General features: G+C 35.4%; 17 protein-coding genes. 4 read left to right on the top strand and 13 right to left on the bottom strand.

The genetic code is table 11. The features are described from left to right. Positions 1-339: 339 nt before the first annotated feature. From ALGA_RS21735 to ALGA_RS21715, 5 genes are all read right to left on the bottom strand, one after another. Positions 340-891: a hypothetical protein gene (locus tag ALGA_RS21735; RefSeq protein ID WP_096432934.1), complete on the bottom strand. Its 552-nt coding sequence runs from the start codon at positions 889-891 to the stop codon at positions 340-342. After that, entirely contained in the window at positions 888-1,259 is a 372-nt protein-coding gene (locus ALGA_RS21730; protein ID WP_096432932.1) for a hypothetical protein, read from the bottom strand. Before ALGA_RS21730 ends, ALGA_RS21735 begins: the two co-directional genes overlap by 4 nt. A gap of 36 nt (positions 1,260-1,295) precedes the next feature. Next, complete coding sequence (locus ALGA_RS21725) at positions 1,296-1,805, bottom strand: M15 family metallopeptidase (protein ID WP_096432930.1); 510 nt, start codon at positions 1,803-1,805, stop codon at positions 1,296-1,298. 3 nt (positions 1,806-1,808) lie between these two features. Further along, a complete protein-coding gene (locus tag ALGA_RS21720) occupies positions 1,809-2,327 on the bottom strand; it encodes a GRAM domain-containing protein (protein ID WP_096432928.1) in 519 nt (172 codons plus the stop codon). Between the two features lie 135 nt (positions 2,328-2,462). Next, the gene (locus ALGA_RS21715; protein WP_096432926.1) at positions 2,463-5,018 is read right to left on the bottom strand and encodes an AAA family ATPase; all 2,556 of its coding nucleotides are present in this window, start codon (positions 5,016-5,018) and stop codon (positions 2,463-2,465) included. A gap of 1,131 nt (positions 5,019-6,149) precedes the next feature. Here ALGA_RS21715 and ALGA_RS21705 point away from each other — a divergent pair. From ALGA_RS21705 to ALGA_RS21695, 3 genes are all read left to right on the top strand, one after another. Then, positions 6,150-6,887 (top strand): DUF6261 family protein, encoded by a 738-nt coding sequence (locus tag ALGA_RS21705; RefSeq protein WP_096432922.1) that lies wholly within the window; start codon positions 6,150-6,152, stop codon positions 6,885-6,887. Positions 6,888-7,511: 624 nt separating this feature from the next. Continuing rightward, a complete protein-coding gene (locus ALGA_RS21700; RefSeq protein ID WP_162845513.1) occupies positions 7,512-9,320 on the top strand; it encodes a SpoIIE family protein phosphatase in 1,809 nt (602 codons plus the stop codon). A gap of 575 nt (positions 9,321-9,895) precedes the next feature. After that, the gene (locus ALGA_RS21695; protein WP_096432918.1) at positions 9,896-10,678 is read left to right on the top strand and encodes a hypothetical protein; all 783 of its coding nucleotides are present in this window, start codon (positions 9,896-9,898) and stop codon (positions 10,676-10,678) included. A 94-nt stretch (positions 10,679-10,772) separates the two neighbouring features. Here ALGA_RS21695 and ALGA_RS21690 read toward each other — a convergent pair whose 3' ends face one another. The 3 genes from ALGA_RS21690 to ALGA_RS21680 all read right to left on the bottom strand — a co-directional run bounded on the left by ALGA_RS21690 (position 10,773) and on the right by ALGA_RS21680 (position 13,300). Beyond that, the gene (locus ALGA_RS21690) at positions 10,773-11,348 is read right to left on the bottom strand and encodes a hypothetical protein (RefSeq protein ID WP_145957697.1); all 576 of its coding nucleotides are present in this window, start codon (positions 11,346-11,348) and stop codon (positions 10,773-10,775) included. 122 nt (positions 11,349-11,470) lie between these two features. Then, positions 11,471-12,562: an acyltransferase family protein gene (locus ALGA_RS21685; protein ID WP_096432914.1), complete on the bottom strand. Its 1,092-nt coding sequence runs from the start codon at positions 12,560-12,562 to the stop codon at positions 11,471-11,473. 141 nt (positions 12,563-12,703) lie between these two features. Next, positions 12,704-13,300, bottom strand: a complete 597-nt coding sequence (locus ALGA_RS21680; protein ID WP_197705646.1) for an ankyrin repeat domain-containing protein — start codon at positions 13,298-13,300, stop codon at positions 12,704-12,706. Between the two features lie 296 nt (positions 13,301-13,596). On the opposite strand from ALGA_RS21680, the gene ALGA_RS21675 reads away from it, so the two are divergent. Continuing rightward, a complete protein-coding gene (locus tag ALGA_RS21675; RefSeq protein WP_096432912.1) occupies positions 13,597-15,657 on the top strand; it encodes a helix-turn-helix domain-containing protein in 2,061 nt (686 codons plus the stop codon). Here ALGA_RS21675 and ALGA_RS21670 read toward each other — a convergent pair whose 3' ends face one another. From ALGA_RS21670 to ALGA_RS21645, 5 genes are all read right to left on the bottom strand, one after another. Further along, positions 15,658-16,098 carry a hypothetical protein gene (locus ALGA_RS21670; protein WP_096432910.1) on the bottom strand — a complete coding sequence of 147 codons (441 nt, stop codon included), beginning with the start codon at positions 16,096-16,098 and terminating at the stop codon, positions 15,658-15,660. Between the two features lie 35 nt (positions 16,099-16,133). Continuing rightward, on the bottom strand, positions 16,134-16,775 hold the full coding sequence (locus tag ALGA_RS21665; RefSeq protein WP_096432908.1) for a hypothetical protein: 642 nt from the start codon (positions 16,773-16,775) through the stop codon (positions 16,134-16,136). Continuing rightward, positions 16,759-17,244, bottom strand: coding sequence for an RNA polymerase sigma factor (locus ALGA_RS21660; RefSeq protein ID WP_096432906.1), 486 nt, complete (start codon positions 17,242-17,244; stop codon positions 16,759-16,761). The genes ALGA_RS21665 and ALGA_RS21660 overlap by 17 nt, the downstream gene beginning before the upstream one ends. A 319-nt stretch (positions 17,245-17,563) precedes the next feature. Next, a complete protein-coding gene (locus ALGA_RS21650; protein ID WP_197705645.1) occupies positions 17,564-18,880 on the bottom strand; it encodes an MFS transporter in 1,317 nt (438 codons plus the stop codon). A gap of 51 nt (positions 18,881-18,931) precedes the next feature. Then, positions 18,932-20,848 (bottom strand): RecQ family ATP-dependent DNA helicase, encoded by a 1,917-nt coding sequence (locus ALGA_RS21645; RefSeq protein ID WP_096433816.1) that lies wholly within the window; start codon positions 20,846-20,848, stop codon positions 18,932-18,934. Between the last annotated feature and the right edge of the window lie 2 nt (positions 20,849-20,850).

Raw genomic sequence — 20,850 nt, 5'->3', positions numbered from 1 at the left:
TATCAAAACCAACACCATTATTTTTTAAGAATTGTATCTATTCTGCACGTAAATGACGTTTAGAGTGACATTCTTCCGTGCATTTACCTGTATCTGTAGAGGTTGACTTGTAGCTTTGTTGAAACAATTCCCTCAAGCACGGCTCTTCTCCTCAAAAAGAAAAGAGTATCCATTTTCCAAATTTATTAGGCTGAGAGTCGCGTTTTTCTCTCCTGATGGGGAGGGATAGATGTAGGTTTTTTTGAGTGTTTTTTCATTTCTTAGTGCTTCGGATTGTGAGCGGATGTAATTCCAAAGGGTGTTCATCTCCCAAAGAGGATGCACTGCTTCTGCACTTTCCTAACGAGTAACCAACACCCCAACCAATATTCCTACGCCCACGCCAGCAATGCCGGTCAATAGCTTTTGTCCTCGGGCATTCCATTTTTCTTTGCGGATCAGCTCATTGGCACGATCGAGGTTTTGCATCGAATAGTCGAGAGATTGTTGGGAGTATTGCAATGTTTTCTGCGTGTTTTCCAAAGATTTTTGGGTGTATTCGATAAAATCGAGAGTCGTCTTTTCGGTTTTACGGCTGTTGGCCAGTAGTTTGCTGTACGATAATTCGTGTTCCTCCAATCGGGCCTCGTAAGCTTTTAGTAGGTTTTTGCATTCCATGCCATCATCTTGCAAAGTGGCTTGGTGGATGCTCTTGTAAAATTGGTATCTCGTTTTATTAATCAGATACATGGTATCGCAAACAACAACCAGTGTATCGCCAACCAACAGTTGCAAAGGCGATTGGTTCGATGTGCAATATTGCAGAGGCGATTTTTTTAAGCCCATGTAATCTTGAGCGTTGGCGGCACAGCTAAAAGTTAAAATGACCAGCAGTAGTAGTGTGTTCTTCATAATTCGAATGTGTTAGCGTGTTTTTGCAGTTCTTTTTTCTTTTCTTCCTTTTCCAGAATCTTTACCTTCAAAACTTTCAGTTCTGCTTTGTTCTTCGTTCTTCTTTGCAGTTCCTCTAACTCGAGAATGTCCCGTTCATTTTTCAGGATTTTCAGCTCGTTTTCGGTAAATGCCAGTTTGTTGAGTACGAGAGTTAGGGATTCTTGTGTCTTGCCAATGCTGTCTTTTAAAACAGACAGCTCGCTGTTTACCTGATTAATAGTATTCTGGGTTTCTTTTAGTTTGCTGTTGCCCGATACAACAAAATAGAGTACCACCACAAGTAAAATGGTGAGCACGATGTTAAAGGCATTTTTAAAATTTTCCATAAGGGGAGGGGAAATGATTTTCGAATTTATTGGGACTTATGCTATTTCATAATTCATTTTAGCCAGGTAGGTATCAATAGGCATGGCTTCTTCTTGGGTTTTGCTGCGCAGTTCGAAATGCGAGAAATTCCAAGCCTGTATTTCTTGCAAATCAAGAAAGTCTTTTTTGTTATGATCCTTGATTTTCCAAAAACCACCCCAATGCAAATGAAGACCTTGCGTATCTTCCAGCTGGCCCCATATACTAAATGCGCTTTGGGCAATGCTTAAAAAAGCTTCCTTATTTGCCCAGGTGTAGCTTCCGTTGATGTGAGGAATCAAATCCAAAGCCATGCCATACTGATGATGGCTTTTACTTTTTGTGCCATTGTGTTTCGATGCGCCTTGGGCAAACAATTCCTTTTGTTGCGAAGCACTGCGCAAACCACCATCGGCAGGCACGCCAAAATCGAAAGCCGACTGCGTTAAACATGCATTTGCCAATAGCCGCAAAAGCTCATGAACTTCGCCTAGCCGTTCTTTTGATGTTTTTCCGAATTTGTACATGGCTTATTTTTTCTTTTGTAATTGTTCAATCCATTCATCCCGATTATTCAGAACCAAATCGTATTTCGAATTGTCTTTTGTTGCTATTTGCAAACCATTGTCAACAATACGGCTTGTTATTCTTTTACTGATTTCTGTTATATCGTTTAAGTCAATAGAGGTTTCCCCTTTTTGGAGATTGTATTTGTGAGCGTTGAAAATCAATCGTTTATTGGTTAAAAATAACTTGCCGCCAACAGTCACCCAAGCCCCACGAAACAAACTGGCACCATCTTCATAAATAATTGTTTCATTCTCATCCATTTCTGGATTTTTAACTTTAGAAAGCATTTTTGGCGCCAATTTTTCCATTACAAATGGAAAGCCTATTCCAAAGAGTATCGTGAAAAACAGAGTCTGAAATGCCATACTCCTGATGGTGTAAAAATCGAATGCATCATGCACAAGCAGGAGGATGCCACCATAGACTATGCCTGTGAACAAAGCAAATAGGATTTTTTGTTTAAAACTGAGTTTTTTCATTTGTTTACTGATGGTTAGTAGATGGTATTTGGTTCTTGTTGGTTGCTTTCAATATCTAGTTGTACTGAATTTAATTTGGGCAACAACCTTTCAATTTATCGGCCACTTGGCAATTATTGGTTGCTTTTTAAAGTTTTAATTTAAAAAAGCTTTCCTTATAATTTCAAAGTCTCCAAAATCAGATTTCAATTCCCTTAAAGTCGGGGGATTGAAAATAGCTGTTGGATTACTATGCCCTTTGATATAACCACAACTTCGTTCAAAAATTTCATTCAAATTATCTTTGTGAGTATTAATCAACTCACCATCAATTTTAACAAACTGAGTTAAGGCAACATTTTTTTGATACCTTTTTACAGTGCCTTGAAAAATTTCATATTCTATTAATAGTTCAATTGCAGAGCGTAGATACCCATAGCCATCTTCTGCAACGTCTGCTTCAGGACGATCTTTAGGTGTATTGTTTATAATCAGATTAATTTTTGAAATATAACTTTTCACCTTATTTATTTCTTCCTCAGCTTCAGAAACAAATCCTGTTTCATCATATTCATTTTTTGTATTATAAAATTTATACTTAAGAGCTTTAAAAGTTTGCTGTTTACTGAAAAACAAGAAGCTATTGAATAAAAGTACACTATGTGTAAATATTACAACTTGTCTATCTTTTGAAAGCTTAATTAATCGCCTAGCAACATCATCAATTATATGATGATCAAGACTGTTAACAGGGTCGTCAAAAATAACAGGAGCAATAATATTATCAAGTTGTAATTCTGTTAAAAATTCTGCCAAAGCAATGGCTTTTTGCTCTCCTTCGCTTAGTATATCAGTTAGATTATGAGTATTAATTTTTGGTGAAACTTTAGATTTACCTCTATCTGTACCAAAACTTAAATCAATATTAATATGCGCTTTCCTAAAAGCTTTTAATTCTTCTTTGAATATTTTATCAAAGTTTGATTTAATTAATAAATCCCTTGCTTCTGTTGTTTTCCTACTTATTGAATTTGTACTAAAACTGCCTAACTTGGAATTTAACTTAGAAACAATTTTCATGTTAGAAATAGCTATTTTTATTTCTGTAACTTTTTGAGAAAGTTGTTTTCGATCTTTCAATTCAGCAATCTTACTTTTCAGATCTTTTTCTTTCGTTGCAAGATCAGATGATAGAGTTTTCTTCGTAGTTAAAATTCTTTTTAGATCATCCTTTTTATTGTTAAGAAAGTCTATATAGGTCTGATATTCAAAATTAAATTCCGTAGTCTCTTTAATGTCATCAGTAGCAAATTTAGTTTTCAGTCCTTCTAAAACTCTGTTGTACTCTAAAAGTTCAGGTGGTTGTATTGGCTTTTGATTTGTATCTAGGCCAATAGTTGCTTGATGAAATTTTATATTCGTATCAATCTGAGTAACTTTTGCTATTAAGTTGTTTTTTTGAAGTTTCAATTGAGATAAGTTCTCCTGAGTTTTATCATTAAGCAACGTTCTATAACTACTTAGTAGAGTTTTGGCAGTATCATCAAGGGATTGATTACAATAAACACAAACATTTTCACTATTGGGATATTCAGGCTTACTGAGAATTTTTATATAATTTTCAGCAGCCTTAATAAATAAACTAAATTGCGTTGTTTCATAAAATTCTATTCCGTTTGTTTCAGCTATTTCCTTTATCCCTGTTTGAGCTTTATTTTCTAAGACTAATATTTGCTTGTTAAAATTGACAATTGCTTGACAATTTTCTTTAGTTATAACCTTTTTAGCATTCTCTATTTTAATTACTAGAGAACCTATTTCCGTTATTGAAGCATTTAAATTTTGAATTACAGCTTCTAGAAGCTTTTTATTTAAATTAGATAATTCTTCTTCATAGACTTTTAAAGCCTGCTCTTGTTCTGAAGTAATTGTTGATAATTCAATTAATTTTTGTTCTGTTGATTTAGATGAAAGTGATGAAATATAAATTTGCTGAGGACTTCCTGTGCTTAAGTTCCCCGCAAAATTTATTGTTGTAGGATATTGGGTTATCTTGTTCCTTAATAAGGTAGTTAGTTCATTTAATTCTGAGATAACAATACTAAATAAATGAAATCCTATTGGCGACACAATTAACTGTCTGTCTGAAAGAGAAATCTGTACACAGTTGTTGTTAAAAACTGAAATACTCTCTAAATCATTATTTTTATTAGTACCATCCCAATCAAATGTATCTGGCAAGTTATTAGCTTTATATTTTATAGTTGCTGTCTTGGATTTAGAAGTTCCAAATATATTTGATAGAATTGTGTTGTTATCATCATAACTGAAACCGAGATTTTTCAATATTCTTCCATAACCAGTTTTACCTGTACCATTTTCCCCAAATATTACAGTTAAATTATCACTAAATTTTAAAGTTTGATTTTTGGCAAGTCTATTAACACCAGTAACGTTCGTTAATGACTCTAATTCAATCTTCTTATTGGTTGGAGTATAAGTCGGTTTTGTTATAGCAATAGCAGGTAATCCTGAATGTAAACTTATGGATTGCAAAAAGTAATTTAAAACTGATTCTCTTTCTGTTATTGAAAGATTGTTTTCTGTTGTTACAATCTCACTTATAAGAAGCTTTCCCCAATCATTATGGGTTTCCGCCCATTCCCATAGAAAATCTACTATTTCTTTTTTATTAGTTGTTGTTGAAGCCATTTTGCTGTTCTATTTTTTTGTTTGATTTTGGTTGACGGTAACAATAGGCATCAATAATAGTGTTTCTTCTCTTTTATCTATTAAAAAGGCGTGTTTCTAATACCTATTTATATGTGTTTAGTTGTTTCTTAATAAAGCGATAAAACCTCACTGTCTGTTAAAAACAATGAGTTTTCACAATTGAATTCCGAATGTAAGCATAAAAATAAAAAAGGAGGGTGTTTTTCCTTGTTAGAATCAATCCTTATAATTAATTGTCGGTTAAATGGCTGTTTGTGCTTGTTGCAGGTGTTGTTGGTTTTGTATATGCATGCATAAATTGTGTTGCTTGGCCAAATGTGTTTGTTAGTCAGCTTAATTGATTCACTTACTGAAGCTCATTGTTCATTATTCCTGTTTTATGATTTTGCATCCGTTTAACCGTAAAAATAAAATAAATGCAATTTTTTTTTCACAACCGCGAAAGCGCATGTTTATTACAATTTCTGCCAAGTAACTACATAATAGTTGGGCTGTAATTGTAAAAAACTTCAGTTAAGATTTTTATTGTTTATTAATTTATTCATAACTTAGGAATGGTTTTGTTAAAAAGAATGACTCGGCCGAGGCATTTGTTTCACTAAAAGTAGGAGTAGAGGAAGTTGGGGAGGATGACAGCAGCAATCATCATCAGCGAGGGGCATCAGTTTATGTCCAAACTAAGAAATGCTAATGTTTATAGGCTTTTCATGATGCTGGTGACTGTTTCGCTTTGGAGCGAAGGCTTCCCCGGCATAAAAAGGGAGTCATTCGCAGGGAGCGAAGGCTATTTCCTCATGCTGAGAGCTTAATCGCTTTGGAGCGAAGGCTTCTCCGGCATAAAAAAGAAGGTTTTTTAGCTGTGCGATGGCTTGTTTTTTATCAGGGAAACTGTTTCGCACCAATGCGAAGGGTCTTTTGCCATAAAAATGGAGCAATCCGCTTGGAGCGAAGAGGCTTTCGGCACCAAGAAATCAACATCGCTCGCGTGCGAAAGCTTCATCGTTATAAAAATGGCGATCTTGAGCAAAGCAGAAGAGGGTATCGTGTATTGGTTTGCTGCTTATACTTATTGAATTGAAGATTATTTGTCGAATATTAAATTGTAAAAAAATGAAAATTGAAGGCTTTAGTGAAAGTAGATTCAGAAATGCGGAGTTTGTATCGCTTGGATACGATGTTCTTAAAATCACAAAAGGGTACGATTGGGTAGGGCTTGGTATTCCTGGATTTTATATTGGTGTTGAAACCGGTTTGGGTAATTTGGTTGGGCAGTTGAATAAACTGAGTACGGTAAGCGAAACTGCAGGAGCCGAGCTTGCCGACAAGTATTTTAATAATGCCTGGCGGGCTTTTAAATTGATTTGTTTGTGTTACGAGTTGCATCCGGATGAGGAAAAGCGCACGGCTGCAGGTGTTTTAATTAATTTGAGTAAAACGCATGGCTATAACCTGCATCAGGAAAGCTGGCAGGAGCAAAATGCAAAAGGCAAAATGTTTTTAGCCGATTGCGAAACTATTCCTGAGGCAAAAGCGGCTATCGAGAAATTGGGTATTAAAGAGATTGTTGATAATGTGCGAGTGGCTATGGAAGCGCTTATTGAATCGATTGATGAACGAAGTGATAAAAATGCTGATCAAAAACGAGAGAACGATACCAAACTGTTTCGTAATAATCTTGCAGAAAGTTTAGACGGAATGTTTAAATATATGGAATCTATGTCGAGCATAAGTGCGGGTGGTGACCTAGATTCAATCATTAAAAAAATTAACGAGAGCATTCTTAAATTGGAAATGTCGCAAAAGATGAGAGGCAGTCGAAAATCAGAAGAGCTCTCAGAAAAAGAATAGGTTATTTGTTTATGAGTTTTTTTCCCCTGACAGATCGTTAACTGTCGGGGGATTTTTTTGTTGAATGAAAGTGCCTCAATTCCGGTACTTCTTTCCGGGGAGAATGGGTGCCTATTCTTCTAATTTCTCGCAAAAAAGCAGGCTTTTTTTACTGAGTAATAGGCTCAGGTTTTGAGAATTGAAAGAATCCTAAAGTGCTTGGGTAACTTTATGAATAGAGAGTGAAATACTTATTTGTTCTCATTATTTCTATTTGTGACTTGATATTGTTAATATATTAAATCATATAACTGTTTAGTATATTACACTTTTAAGGGGTATGCTCTTAAACTATAATATATAGTTTTATAGCATCTCTGTTTGACTTACTTTCGTAATATATATATATGGTAAATATGATGGTTTAGTGTTTATCTCTTTTAAGTGTTTTTTTGCTCATTAAATTATTAAATGCTCAACAGACAATTTATCACGTCCTCATTTTTAAAGCATATTCTATCTAAGGATGGAATTTTTATTAAAACATACAAGTTTACTATTAGGCGAGTAAATATTTTTATTTTAATCATATTTCTTTTTGTATTAAGTATATTATACTTATCGATTTATAAGGCTAGAGAATACATGCTCGAGGATCTTTTAGATGAAAAGATGGGCTTGGTAGAAGATAAAATGGATGCTTTCTTTTCTCAGGCTGAAGATAGCTTCTTTGTAGCCTACGATAGAGGAGTTCTTGGTGTTTATAAAGATTTGAATGTTGAACAGATGAATCGAATGTTTACTCCGGTACTAGATAATTTCAAATTAGTTTCGACAGTTTGTCTTGCTGACAAAGATGGCAACAATTATATGCTGATGCATTCGGATGACTTCTACGTAAATGTAATTACCCAACAGGACTTAAAAAGCCACAAACAGCTAAGATACAAATGGAGGAAATGCGGTGGAGAGCATAGTTTATTGATGAAAGACAGCCTTGAATATTTTTTTGATCCCCGAACAAGACCATGGTATATAGGAGCTCCTATTTTGGGAGATAAAACTGTTTTTTGGACCAAACCATACCGGTTTATGTTTACCGATATGTCTGGACTTACCATTTCGAAAGCTTGGAAGGATAGGGGAGGTGAAAAGCATGTTTTATCTTATGATGTGTCTATATTTGATATTTCCTGGTTTACGTCTCAGATGGAGATCTCTCCGAGAGGAAAAGTCTGCATTCTTACTGATGACAATTGTTATTTGGGCTTACCAAAAGATGATCGTTTTAAAGAGCCCAATGATTTGCTGGACTATCTTTTGATTAAAGCTGATAGTATTGATATTCCCGAAATGTTGACAGCTAAAACAGAAGTGCTTAAATATAAGACTCAGAAAGAGCTTTATACCTACTACTTTCATGGAGAAAAATATTTTTTGGAGGTAAAGCCATTTACTCTTGGGGATAGTACGTTCAAAATACTAATGTTCATTCCCGAGGATGATCTTACTAAGGACATACAAATATTTAGTTGGATTGTAATTGTAATCCTATCTGTTATTGCAGTAATGACCTATGGTATTGTGCAGGCAAATCAAAGCAAAAGAAAAGCCAATAATTTACTTTCCATTCAAAAGCAGGAAATAGAATTTAAAAATCAAAAGATAAATGATAGTATTTCCTATGCAAAGCACTTACAAGAAGCTATTTTGCCTTCCATCGATCAGATAAACAAATTGCTGCCCCATAGTTTTATTTTTTATCGACCCAAAGATGTCGTTTCCGGCGATTTTTATTGGAAATATTCTTTTGATTCTATCTTGTTTTATGCTATAGCTGATTGTACTGGTCATGGGGTGCCAGGAGCCATGGTAAGTGTTGTTTGCGTTAATGCGTTAAACCGTGCAATAAGGAAACATGGAATTGTTGAACCGGGAAAAATTTTAGATCATGTAAGAGAGCTTGTGATAGATGCATTTAGTCAGAATCAAAATGAAATGGCGGATGGAATGGATATCGCTCTTTGCTGTTTTGATTTTGAAATGAATAAGTTATGGTACGCGGGTGCAAATAATTCACTCTACAAAGTAAGTCAGATTAAAAAAGGTGTTGAAATTCCAATGAAATCAATTTGTAATGCTGACAGAATTCTTCATGATTATCCGGCAACCAGGCAACCAATAGGAAAGTCTGATCGTGCTGAAAAGTTTGTCACTCATGAAATAGAACTTGAAAAGGGAGATTGTATTTATATGTTCTCCGATGGCTTTTCAGATCAGTTTGGAGGGCCAAAAGGAAAGAAATACATGAGTCGGGCTTTTAAGAAATTCTTGCTTTCCATTAGTGATAAACCAATGGAAGAACAGAAGGTATTAATGGAGAAGGAATTTCAAGAGTGGAAGGGAGAATTGGAACAGGTGGATGATGTTTGTGTTGGAGGAGTAAAAATATAATTTAATAGAGCATTTGCTTTAAAGCTGTGTTCTCCTTCCAGGATAGGGAAAAGGGTGAGATTCTTTGATTTCTGCTCAATCACCCCTTCGCCTGTCGGCACTTCCCCTCGAGAAGGGAAGACTTGCTTTGTAACGGTTTCTTACTTTTTAAGGGGAGATGTGTGAAGGATAGAGGGGTGCGGTTTGTTTCTTTTTATGTTTTCTATTTTGATTCCTGCTTAATCACCCCATCGCCTGTCGCTTCCGAAAGCTTTCCGGATTCTCTCGAGAAGGGAAGGCTTGGTTTGTGATGGTTTCTCCCTTTTTAAGGGGAGATGTCCGGAGGACAGAGGGGTGCGGTTTATTTCATTTGGTGTTTTGCATTTAATTTATTTTTGGATCACCCCTTCGCCTATCGGCACTTCCCCTCGAGAAGGGAAGACTTGGTTTCTTTCAACGATTTAATTGTTATCATGACAAGGCTAAATTATTATGAATATCTATTTGATAAAATGGAAGTGATTGTCTGTAATTTCTCTTTTGTACAAAATCATAAAAAGCTGTAACTTAAGTCTTATTCATTAAAACTGCTTGTTATGAAAAAACTACTGCTATTTGTCGCCATGGTATTGTTTTGCGGTACCGGCATGGCACAGCAAGAAAGATATCTGGTTTTTGAATTTATGAAAGTTACCAATGATCAGGAAATAAATTATTGGGAGACCGAAACTTTCTGGGAGAAAATACATGCCGAACGGGTTAAAAACGGAGAAATTCAAGGTTGGGATTTATGGTCCTTAAAACCTGGCGGTACAGAGCAAGGCTATCAGTACGTAACCGTAACCACCTACAACGATCCTGTAAAAGCTTTATCGGATGGAGATGTGTTGCTTGCTGCTGAAAAGGCTTACCCCAACATGTCGGATGAGGAGTTGATGAAAGCATTGGCGGAGGGAGAGAAATCAAGAGAACTTAGTAAGAGGATGTTTTTAAAAGTTGTTGCTGCTACTAAAGATAACTTTAAAATGGAGGTTGGTACAGTAATGAGAATGAATTTTATGGAGGCAATTGAGGGTAAGTTTGATGAATATGAAAAAGCCGAAGTTGAATTGTTTCTTCCCATACATCAGAAAAGAGTGGATGCAGGTACACTGAGCCATTGGGCTTTGGCCAGAGTTCTGATGCCTTCGGGCAGTAAAGTTCCAACCACTCACATGACTTTTGATATGTTTACAGGTTATCTTCACTATTTTGATGCTTATGGTCGTAACGAAGTATTTAATGTTGATGCCGCTACCCAAATGAAGATTGATGCAGCTCTAAAGACAAGAGATTTGAATTGGACCTACTTGGGAACCATGAAGAAAACTGTGAAATAGACCTTGTTATACTGATAATAAAAGAGGATAAGATTACTTTCTTATCCTCTTTTATATTTTCAAAAACTACATGAACCAAAACTAGTTATCATTTCTAATTTGTATTCATAATAACATACCAGTCCCATTCGTTTGGATCTCCAACACCAACACTCGGAGTGTAACGAAAAACGCCAATTTTTTTACCACTTTCAAGATACCTCGACACAATTGATAAATGATTAACTGCATTCCAAATGGAATCAAGAGGATATTCAAGTCCTTCTTCCGGGAAAATGATTTGAAATTCATCATTGACCGGTTTTTCAACTGGAATTTCTAAAGTGGCAAACTGGGAAGGATAATAGAACCATTTTGGGAATCTTAAATGTCCGGTACCAGCCCAAACGATGGATCCATTAAAAATACACTCCTTACTTGGCTCATAAAATAAACGGATATTCCCAAAATCTCCAGGAGGATCGTAATCTACACCAATAGGAATTGTATCAGCATCTGAATATTCAGCATGCAGAAAAAGCTCTGTGCCTTTCTCAAATTCGTAACTCGTGTAGTCTACTTGCAGCAATAAAATACTCTGCTTGTGTTCGTGAAAATAAACATCATCCGAATCGTCTAAACAACTCGTCATTACTCCTAGTAATACAAAAAACAGCCATCTCTTCATCATCACAAATTTTTAAATTACCAATATAATCACAACAAAAATAATGCCTTAGTATTTCGGTTTTTGTGCAATTAGACTCTTGTTTTTACTGATGAAGAGATTTGGAATTGCTTGCTTTCAGCGATTTAACATTTTACGCTCTGCTCTACTATGTCTTTCGCTTTTTTTCCTGTTTTAAGACCAAACAGTGGTCTTAGAAAACCAATTTTCTTAATAAGCAATTCGTAAAGAGTAAAAGATCCTACCGATGTAAAAGCGATAACAGAAAAGAATTTAGCGAAAACCGGCATTTCAATAGGCAAAATTAGGACTGCACCCAGAAACATAAATGCCATGTGTAAAATATAAATAGGATAGGCTGCCTGACTAAGGTAGCTAAGTGCTTTACTTGGTTTATTCAGGTATTTATAGGCAAAGCCGAATACAGCAAAAATCCAGATGTTAGATTCTATTGACATCAGGTAGTTCGGGGTTTTAAGCTCAAAAGCCAGCAGGCGAATAAGGTACAATGTCAATGCAATGCTCAAAAATAACCATCTCCATGTAAGTATGGTATTCCAAAAATTAGAGCCAGTCAAAACAAAGCAAAAGCCGAATAGAAAAGCAAGCAATCCTAAAAAGAAGCCGTGCCAGGTCATGGCATACATTTCAAAAGGGTCCGGATTTACAATTACTGCTTCCAAAGCAAATGGAATAATTACGATTAGCAATCCCAATGGATTCTTCATCAGTTTCCTAAACCACTGCATTATTTTTCCATCTTCGTTTTTCTTTAAATAATAAAAGACAGGCGATAATAAGAGCACATAAATAAAGATGTTGGCCAAAAACCACAGATGACTTGGGTTTGGAAGATAATTTAAATCTTGCTGATAATAGTTTTGCCAAATAAGAACGTGCAAAGGAACAATGAAAAACATTCCGAACAGAAAAGGTAGAAATATTCGCTTCGATCGCTCGGTAAATAATTGTTTCCAATCTCTTTTTCGGATGGCAAAACATACGCCCATGCCCGAAACGAAGAATAATAAAGGTATTCTCCAGATGTTTAACATGGCCATTGGAATCCATAATCCTTCAAGCGATTGTTCGCTTTGAATAAACTGAATGAAGATTCCCCAAGGTTGAAAAATAATAGCAATATGGTATATTAAAAGCAATCCGATGGTTATTACCCGTAACCAGTCTATATCGTATCTTCTTTCTGATGTTGTCATCTCGTTTGTTTTTTATTCCTCGTTTTCACACCCTTTTCCCTGTGGGGATCTCCTCAAGGAAGGGGAGATCCCTTTAATTCAGGATTCAGATTGATGTATAAATGAATTGCATTGGTAATTCACTATTTATTGCTCATCATTCTACTTCAGTAGTTCCGCAATTTTCGGACGGGTTGTTTCTAAAAACTCATAGTCAAGCTTTAAACCCAAAGGGCCAAGATCTTTACCAATCTGCTGGTAAATTGCCTTTACACTATCAAAAGGTGCTTGAACAGATTCTAAAGCTGTTGAGCCATAAGAGTTTTTTATGCTTTGGTCAGCTCCCTTTTTTAGTAATGCCTCAACAATTTCGGTTCTGCAAAAGAATGCAGCTGTATGTAATGGCGTTGATCCGTCGTTACTTGTACTATTCAAATCGGCACCACCATTAATTAAGGCAATTGCGACATCTGTTTTTCCAAAAGTACTTGCAATTTGTAATGGGGTAGATCCGTACTGATCTTTTGCATTTAGGTCGGTACCAACAGCAATGTGTTGATTAGTGGCATTTACATTACCCATAAAGGCGGCGGCAAAAATATCCACACTTGGTGTTTTTACACTTGTTTCGGTATTACTTGCGGCATCCTGTTTTTTTGTTGTACTGGTACAGGCAAGCATACTAATGAGGAGTGCTACAAACATTGTTGTTGAAATTAGTCCGGCTAATTTTACTGTAAATTGATTTTGCGTTTTCATAACTGATATATTAAAAAGTTCAACGTTAATTTTCTACTGTAAAGGTCTGGCAATTCGTGATGCACAACCAATCAGTCATGAAGCGAATGATGTCAAGTTTCATGAAGCACTAACAATTATGACGCATGGATATAAATTATGACGCAAAACCCGATGCGTAGGTAAAAAACAAGTGGGATTTTAAAATTATCTTTCTTGAAATAAGCCTGTTCTAAGAGTCGTTCTATGATTGTATCTTTATGCAATCATTCGTATCTTTTCGCAATAATTTACAATTCCATTTAGCCCATTTTAAAATGCCAAACCAGCTTCCTGCCGAAAATGAATTTTTATTGAAAATCACCGAAATTATCGAGAAGAACATTTCGAATGATCAATTTGGGGTATCGGAACTTGCTGATGAAGTAGGCATGAGTCGGTCTAATCTCCTGCGGAAAATTAAAAAGTTAACCAATCTGTCGGTTAGTCAGTTTGTTAGGGAGGTGCGATTGCGAAATGCCATGGAATTCTTGAAGCAAAATTCCCTTACTGTTTCCGAAATCTCCTATCAGGTTGGATTTAGCAGTGTTTCTTATTTCATAAAATGTTTTCGTGAATTGTACGGCTATCCTCCCGGAGAAACAGGAAAACAGGAAACAGAGAAACAGGAAGAAGCTCCGCTTGTTGTGCCAAAGTCTGGAAAGAAGTTGGGCGTGGTGCCTGTTGTAATATCCTTATTTACGATTGCTGTTCTTGTTTTCTTTTTACTAAAACCGGCTTCCCCTGAGAAAATTGAGATTGAAAAATCGATTGCTGTTTTGCCATTTAAAAATGACAGTAACGATTCAAGCAATGTCTATTTTATTAATGGTTTGATGGAATCTGTATTATCAAACCTGCAAAAGATCGAAGATGTAAGGGTAATAAGTAGAACCTCGGTTGAGAAATACAGAAACAGCACTAAAACAATTACTGAAATTGCAGAAGAATTGAATGTGAGTTATTTTGTGGAAGGGAGTGGCCAGAAAATTGGTGATCAGATTCTTCTAAACATTCAGTTGATAAAAGCGTCAAACGATAACCATTTATGGGCTGAGCAATACAACAGAGAAGCAAAAGATGTATTCGGTTTGCAGAACGAAATCGCAAAGAAAATTGCCAAGGAAATAGAATTGATTATTACCCCTGAGGAAGTAAAACAAATCGATAAAGTTCCAACAGAGAATCTGGAAGCTTACGATTACTTTTTAAAAGGACTTGATTTGTTTCATAGTGGGAAGAGAGAAGGTTTGGAAGAATCCATTACTTATTTTCAAAAGGCCATTGAGCATGATCCTAAATTTGCCCGCGCTTACGCTGATATTGCTATGGCTTACTATTATCTGGACATTGCCCGGGCAGAAAAGATACATACGGCTAAGATTAATGAGAATGCTGATAAGGCACTGTTGTTTGATTCGAAATTGCCACAATCTCTGATTGCAAAAGCATTGTATTACATGAATAAACACGAATTCGAAAAGGCGGTACCCTACTTAGAAAAGGCATTGCATTACAATCCAAATTCGGCTTTGGTTATCAATTTTCTCTCCGATTATTATACTACTTACATGCCCAATACGGGTAAATATCTGGAATATGCCTTAAAGGGCGTTCGCTTGGATATTGCCGCTCAGGATTCTGTTACGGCAAGTTATATTTACCTGCATCTTAGTAATGCTTTTGTGCAAACTGGGTTTGTTAATGAAGCTGAATTGTACATTAACAAATCACTGGACTACAATCCTCAGAACATGTTTTCGGAATATGTAAAAGCCTATATTTTGTATGCGAAAAATAAAGATTTACCCAGGACAAGAGATTTATTACTTGCCGTATTTGAGAAGGATACCACACGTCTGGATGTTCTTCAGGAAATAGGTAAAGTTTACTATTACTTGCGTGATTACGAGACTTCTTACGCTTACTATAAACATTTTATTGCAGCAAAGGAAAAGTACAATTTGAGTATCTACCCGCAGGAGAACAGTAAGATTGCCAGGGTATATGCCGAAATGGGAATGAAAGAAGAATCGGAAAAGCTTTTAAAAGCATATTTTGAATATGCTTCCAATGATAAATCGATTTATAAAAATGCCAGTTTGGCTATTTATTACGCACAAAAAGATGATGAAGAAAAGGCCTTGAAATATCTTCAACTATTTTCTGAAGAAGAGAATTTACAGTATTGGCTCCTTCTTTTTTTAGAAATTGACCCCTTGGTTGATAATATCAAAGACCTTCCCGAATTTAAAAAAATTATGAAGCGGATTAAGAACACGTTTTGGGAAAACCATAAAGAAATAAAGCTTGCCCTTGAGAACAAGGAATTGCTTTAATTAGCAGATGCATTCTAAATTTAGTTGATTCCCATTTTGTTCTGCCTTTTTATCAAAATGTATTCCTACAGATATTCCTATTGCCAAACCAAGTATCAAGCCCATGCCATTGTTATCAAATGAGGCGGAAAACGCCACTCCTAGAGCCACTCCAATAGCCATGTAAAGATTTTTGTAGTGGTTTTTTGTTACCAGATTAAGTTCTTTTTCAATTAGTCTCAGAGTTTTGTAATGCACTTTCCTCAGAAGTTTGACCAATTTTTTATCCGTTTCTGAAAATGAATTAATCGTGGCAATATCCGTATTAATTGTGTTTTGTATATTTTCCGGTACTTCTCTTTTATTTAACTCATCAATCAAAACCTGTAGCTTATTATATGCTTTTGTAAGCTTTACATCTTGCTCAGCAATAGTTCTTTCTTCTATTTTATGAATTGTCATGTTCGTGTAATTAAAATTATTATTCTGAATGAAAATTAGGCTCTCAATTCTTCAATATCTGCAATTAGTTCATCTAGCTTTCTAAATACCTGGCCATAGATTAAACTCACATCAAAATTGTAAATTCGATCGCCAAAGTAGGCTAACAAACCTGTAATGATCGCAATTGGAATTGTCCATAGTACCGGTATGTTATTTACAAGATAAATTTGATTAGGTCTTTCTAATATCCCTTTAAATGTCTCCTGAATATCCTGCGAAAACCAAAACCCCAATACCATAAAAAGAAAAATTAAAGGATAATAATATCTGGCTAGCTTCCTGTTTACAGCAAGTTGTTCTTTCATCCAGTTGTTAAATGATTTAAGATATTGGTAACTACTTACATTTTTATCAATTTTAATTAGGCCTTTCATTAATCTTCTATTGACAAGTACTATAGCATTTAAAATGAAAAAATATCCAATCCCCATAATTGGGATTCCCACTATAGCGGAAGCAATTAAAATTACGAATGAGCCTATAAATAATGCATTCAGGTTTATTCTGAACATTCTTTTGAATTTATCGATGATGTGTTTCGATTTTTGATTGTATAAGTCATTTAGTTTTGGGACTACCAATGCATCGCTTTCTAAAAAACCTTCTTTCCAAATTGTTTCAATTGACTTTTCCATCTAGTATTTTTTTAAGTCGTTCTTTAATTCTTTTAACCCGCACACCAATGTTGTTCGGATTTGTGCCAATAATTTCTGCTATTTCCTGATAGGTTTTTTCCTCCAGATAAAGCAATATGACCGCCCTGTCTACCTCCGATAATTGCTTGATAGCATTATAGAGATGATTAAGAGATTCATCGTCAAAGGTCCGATTGTCTTCAGCTACCACGTCTGGTAAATGATTTGAAGTAACATGATGTTTACTATTTTTCTTTAGTAAGGTCAGGCAAACATTCAAAGTCAATCGATAGATCCATGTCGACCATTCAGATTGTCCTCTAAAATTCTCATTACTTCTCCATATCTGTAAACAAACCTCTTGGTAGTAATCTTCGAAATCTTCCTGTGTGTTCGTATACGCCCTGCATATCTTAATGATAATGGCAGCATAAGGGAGAATTGATGATGTGTAAAAATCGTTACTCACTATAGTTTTTTCTTAATTAGTGGTAGAAATATAATATTATTACACCCAAAAGAAGATCTTTTTTTTTAATATGATATTTGGACTTGTTTTCGCAAGGGAATAACTACCGGTATTGGCTTCTTTTTTTCTTAGAAATAGATCCTTTGGTTGATAATAGTAAAGACCTACCCGAATTCAAAAAAATTATGAAGAGGCTTACAACGACCTTTTGGAAAGCTCATAAGAAAATTAAGCTTTCCCTTGAGAAGAAAGAGTTGCTTTAGTTACCAACTGCATTCTAAATTGAGTTGGTTCGCATTTTGTTTGGCAATCTGTTTTTTTATTGCAATTGCGGGTTTTTAGCTTTTACCGAGAAAATTAGTAAGATAACAACACTAACAACTCCAGCGTATCCGGCAATCCGGTAACTATCTGTTAACGTGTAAATTCTACTGAAAAAAAGTGGAGCTATTGCACTTGAAAACACAACTAAAGACATTGCAAAACCACTAATCGCACCTAAGTTTTTACGTCCGTAAAAGCGAGGCCAGGTAATTGAGGCCAGCACAGAAAATAGTCCGCCCATAATTCCGGTTCCTAGTATCAATACGTAGTAGCCAATTTCGTAATCTAATATAGCTACACCCAAACTTGACAATAAACAGCCAATTAAGAAAACAACAAGTAGCTTTTGCATTCTAATGTAATCACTAAGAATATTACCTGAAATAGCAGTAATTATGGAGATAATGGAGGCTGGAATAAATACGCCCAGAGCCTTCTCTTCGGATAAGCCACAAGATTCGAAAATCGAAATTATGTTGAATGTAAATCCCGTTATAAAAAAAGAATTAAAACTTAAGGAAAGAGCAAACACCCAAAATACCCATGTACTTTTTGCTTCTTTTAAAGTATATTGTTTTTTTGTTTTAAAAGTTGGAAGGCTTTTTACTTTGGGCTCAATTATTTTCCCATCAGGAATTAGTCCACATTCTTCCGGATTATCCCGATAGAAAAGAAAAGCAAAAATAACAAATATGAAAGTAAGTAATGCCAATATCTGATAGGCAGTACTCCAGTCAAAACGAGTAATAATCAGAGCAATAAACAGAGGAGATACAGCAAATCCAAAAGATTGAAGTGCGCTTGAAATGCTATTGGCTAAACCTCTGCGTTGGTCGAACCATTTCATTATCATGTTGCGCGAGGCTAAGGTTAATACTCCCTGACCGGAAAAACGCAAAAAGAAGAATAAAAGTGAGATAAGAATAAATGAGACTGTTGAAAATCCAATATTGATATATTGTGATATTGCTTCGCTTAATAGGTGCGAAAATGAAAATAAAATTAGAGTGACACCCAATCCTAATGCAGCAATTATTGCCGTAAAACGAGATCCAAATTTATCGTAAATTTTACCCGCATAGGTTAAGAAAAGAGAACTTCCTACCGTACCTATTAAATAGGCTAAGCTTAACGCATCACGACTTAATTGCAAAGAACTAATTAGGTAATTGGTAAAAACGGAAACGCCCATTGTTTGTCCGGGAATACTGCAAAGTACTCCAATAGTACCCGCAAACATGGCAATCCAGCCATAAAATAATGGAGATTTTGCCGGGGCAAATGGGAAATTAGGATTTCTTTTCAAGGTCAACGAGGTATTAATTTGAGAGTGTAAAAGTAAGTATAAAAAATTGAGACTCTCTTAATTTATGTTTTCTTTTACCCATTCTAAAACATCACCAAATCGGTAATTTTCGAGAGAGGAAAAGTGCTTCTCATTTTTCAATTTTAAACGGGTGAAAATAGGCGTGTTTATGCCACACAAAAATTTGGTAAGTAGTTCATCCGTTAAATGATCACCAAATTTGGTAATGGCAGATTGACAGATTTCTATATAATTATATTCGTGCAGGTTTTTCAGCTCGTGTGATTTCGCAATTTTTACTGCTCCCGAATTGCAAACAGAACAGTGACCACACTTTTCCCATTCGGGATGTTCTCCAAAATAATTCGCCAGATTTTTACTGATGCATGTTTCGGATTCGAACAGACTTAGCATTTTACGAATTCTGTTCACTTCAACTCCTTCTTTCTTTTTAAAGCTGTCGTAAAGTTCTTGGGCTACTTCATCGATATCAAAATCTGGATTTGTAACGGCAAAAACATCAACCATTAGTTTCGCTTCCAAATTGATTAATTTCTCAGCATCAAAATATTCAAGAGCTGAGACAACCCGGTTTCTATCTGTCGAATAATTTTGACTGATAGTGTTAAAATTTACCGTGGTCCATTTCCTGGCTTTTTCGGAATGATCGAAAATAGCCTGAATAAATTTCTTTCGTTCTCCTTGGAACTTTTCGATGATACTTTTTTCATCCCTATTTAAGCTAAATCGATAGTCTGCAAAGTAACTGTACTGAGGTTTGATAATTCCGCGTATCTCCATGTAAACCAGCAAGGTCTTGATGGGTAGAATTCGGATATTAGTATAGGCTGGAAGTGTATTTAACTTGATTTCCCAGCTGGTTTCAGCCTTTTTTACGCGTCTTAGAATTTCCTTTATGCCTGATAGGGCAGGTGTGTCTCCAAATATGAAATTCTCAAGCACATTCACATTGTCATGATTTGCTAAAACAATGCAGTCTGATTTTATTCCATCGCGACCCGCCCTTCCAATTTCCTGAGAATAGTTTTCTGTTGATTTTGGAAGATCGTAATGAATCACATATCGAATGTTCGATTTATCGATTCCCATTCCAAAAGCAATTGTTGCCACCACACAATTTATTTTATTAGCCATAAATTGATTTTGAATTTCTTCACGATCTTCACTTTTCAATCCGGCATGGTATGCTTTGGAAATAATTCCTTTTGATGATAAAATGGTTGAAACTACTTCGGCCGTTTTTTGTTGAGTTACATATACAATTCCGCATTCATTTTTACGGGAAAGAAGTAATGAGATCAACTTATCGTTTTTCTTCGATTGAATGACAGGAATAACATTCAAATTTAAATTAGATCGGTAAAATCCGGTAATTATTACCTGCTCTTTTGCTATGGCAAACTTTTTACTCATGTCTGCTATAACTTTCGGAGTTGCAGTTGCAGTAAGTAAAAGTACTTGTTTGGCCTTGAAATCATCCCGGTAATCAGGTAGTTTTAAATAATCAGGTCTGAAATTGTGTCCCCATTCCGAGATGCAATGTGCTTCATCAATAACCAGTAATGAGATTGGAATGTCTTTCAAAAATCTGCGAAAGCGTTCATTTTTAAAACGCTCAACCGATATCATTAAAATTTTATGTCGTTTGGCGCGAATGCCATTCATAATGTCTTGTTCTTCCTCTTTCGAGAGAGATGAATCAATACGCACTGCCGATATATTCTTCGATTGAAGAAAATCAATCTGATCTTTAATCAAGGCCAGTAATGGAGAAACCACTACGGTAATTTCAGGAAGTTGAAGAGCTGGGAGCTGGTAACAAAGAGATTTCCCAGATCCCGTTGGAAATATGGCTATTGCTGATTTTCCTTCCAGTATATTAGAGATAACCTCTTTTTGTCCTGGTTTAAAATCAGAAAATCCAAAATTATCTTGTAACAGATTGTGTAACATAT

The organism is Labilibaculum antarcticum (assembly GCF_002356295.1).
GTDB lineage: Bacteria > Bacteroidota > Bacteroidia > Bacteroidales > Marinifilaceae > Labilibaculum > Labilibaculum antarcticum.
Note: the sequence above shows the minus strand (reverse complement) of the source record. Positions and strands in the feature narration are given on the sequence as shown.

What these genes read in the sequence shown, in the direction of transcription:
- ALGA_RS21690 (WP_145957697.1), bottom strand. Translation starts at nt 11,348, where the DNA reads ATGATGAAGAGATGGCTGTTTTTTGTATTACTAGGAGTAATGACGAGT.
- ALGA_RS21725 (WP_096432930.1), bottom strand. Translation starts at nt 1,805, where the DNA reads ATGTACAAATTCGGAAAAACATCAAAAGAACGGCTAGGCGAAGTTCAT.
- ALGA_RS21680 (WP_197705646.1), bottom strand. Translation starts at nt 13,300, where the DNA reads ATGAAAACGCAAAATCAATTTACAGTAAAATTAGCCGGACTAATTTCA.
- ALGA_RS21695 (WP_096432918.1), top strand. Translation starts at nt 9,896, where the DNA reads ATGAAAAAACTACTGCTATTTGTCGCCATGGTATTGTTTTGCGGTACC.
- ALGA_RS21665 (WP_096432908.1), bottom strand. Translation starts at nt 16,775, where the DNA reads ATGGAAAAGTCAATTGAAACAATTTGGAAAGAAGGTTTTTTAGAAAGC.
- ALGA_RS21705 (WP_096432922.1), top strand. Translation starts at nt 6,150, where the DNA reads ATGAAAATTGAAGGCTTTAGTGAAAGTAGATTCAGAAATGCGGAGTTT.
- ALGA_RS21675 (WP_096432912.1), top strand. Translation starts at nt 13,597, where the DNA reads ATGCCAAACCAGCTTCCTGCCGAAAATGAATTTTTATTGAAAATCACC.
- ALGA_RS21685 (WP_096432914.1), bottom strand. Translation starts at nt 12,562, where the DNA reads ATGACAACATCAGAAAGAAGATACGATATAGACTGGTTACGGGTAATA.
- ALGA_RS21720 (WP_096432928.1), bottom strand. Translation starts at nt 2,327, where the DNA reads ATGAAAAAACTCAGTTTTAAACAAAAAATCCTATTTGCTTTGTTCACA.
- ALGA_RS21670 (WP_096432910.1), bottom strand. Translation starts at nt 16,098, where the DNA reads ATGACAATTCATAAAATAGAAGAAAGAACTATTGCTGAGCAAGATGTA.
- ALGA_RS21700 (WP_162845513.1), top strand. Translation starts at nt 7,512, where the DNA reads ATGCTCGAGGATCTTTTAGATGAAAAGATGGGCTTGGTAGAAGATAAA.
- ALGA_RS21730 (WP_096432932.1), bottom strand. Translation starts at nt 1,259, where the DNA reads ATGGAAAATTTTAAAAATGCCTTTAACATCGTGCTCACCATTTTACTT.
- ALGA_RS21645 (WP_096433816.1), bottom strand. Translation starts at nt 20,848, where the DNA reads ATGTTACACAATCTGTTACAAGATAATTTTGGATTTTCTGATTTTAAA.
- ALGA_RS21735 (WP_096432934.1), bottom strand. Translation starts at nt 891, where the DNA reads ATGAAGAACACACTACTACTGCTGGTCATTTTAACTTTTAGCTGTGCC.
- ALGA_RS21715 (WP_096432926.1), bottom strand. Translation starts at nt 5,018, where the DNA reads ATGGCTTCAACAACAACTAATAAAAAAGAAATAGTAGATTTTCTATGG.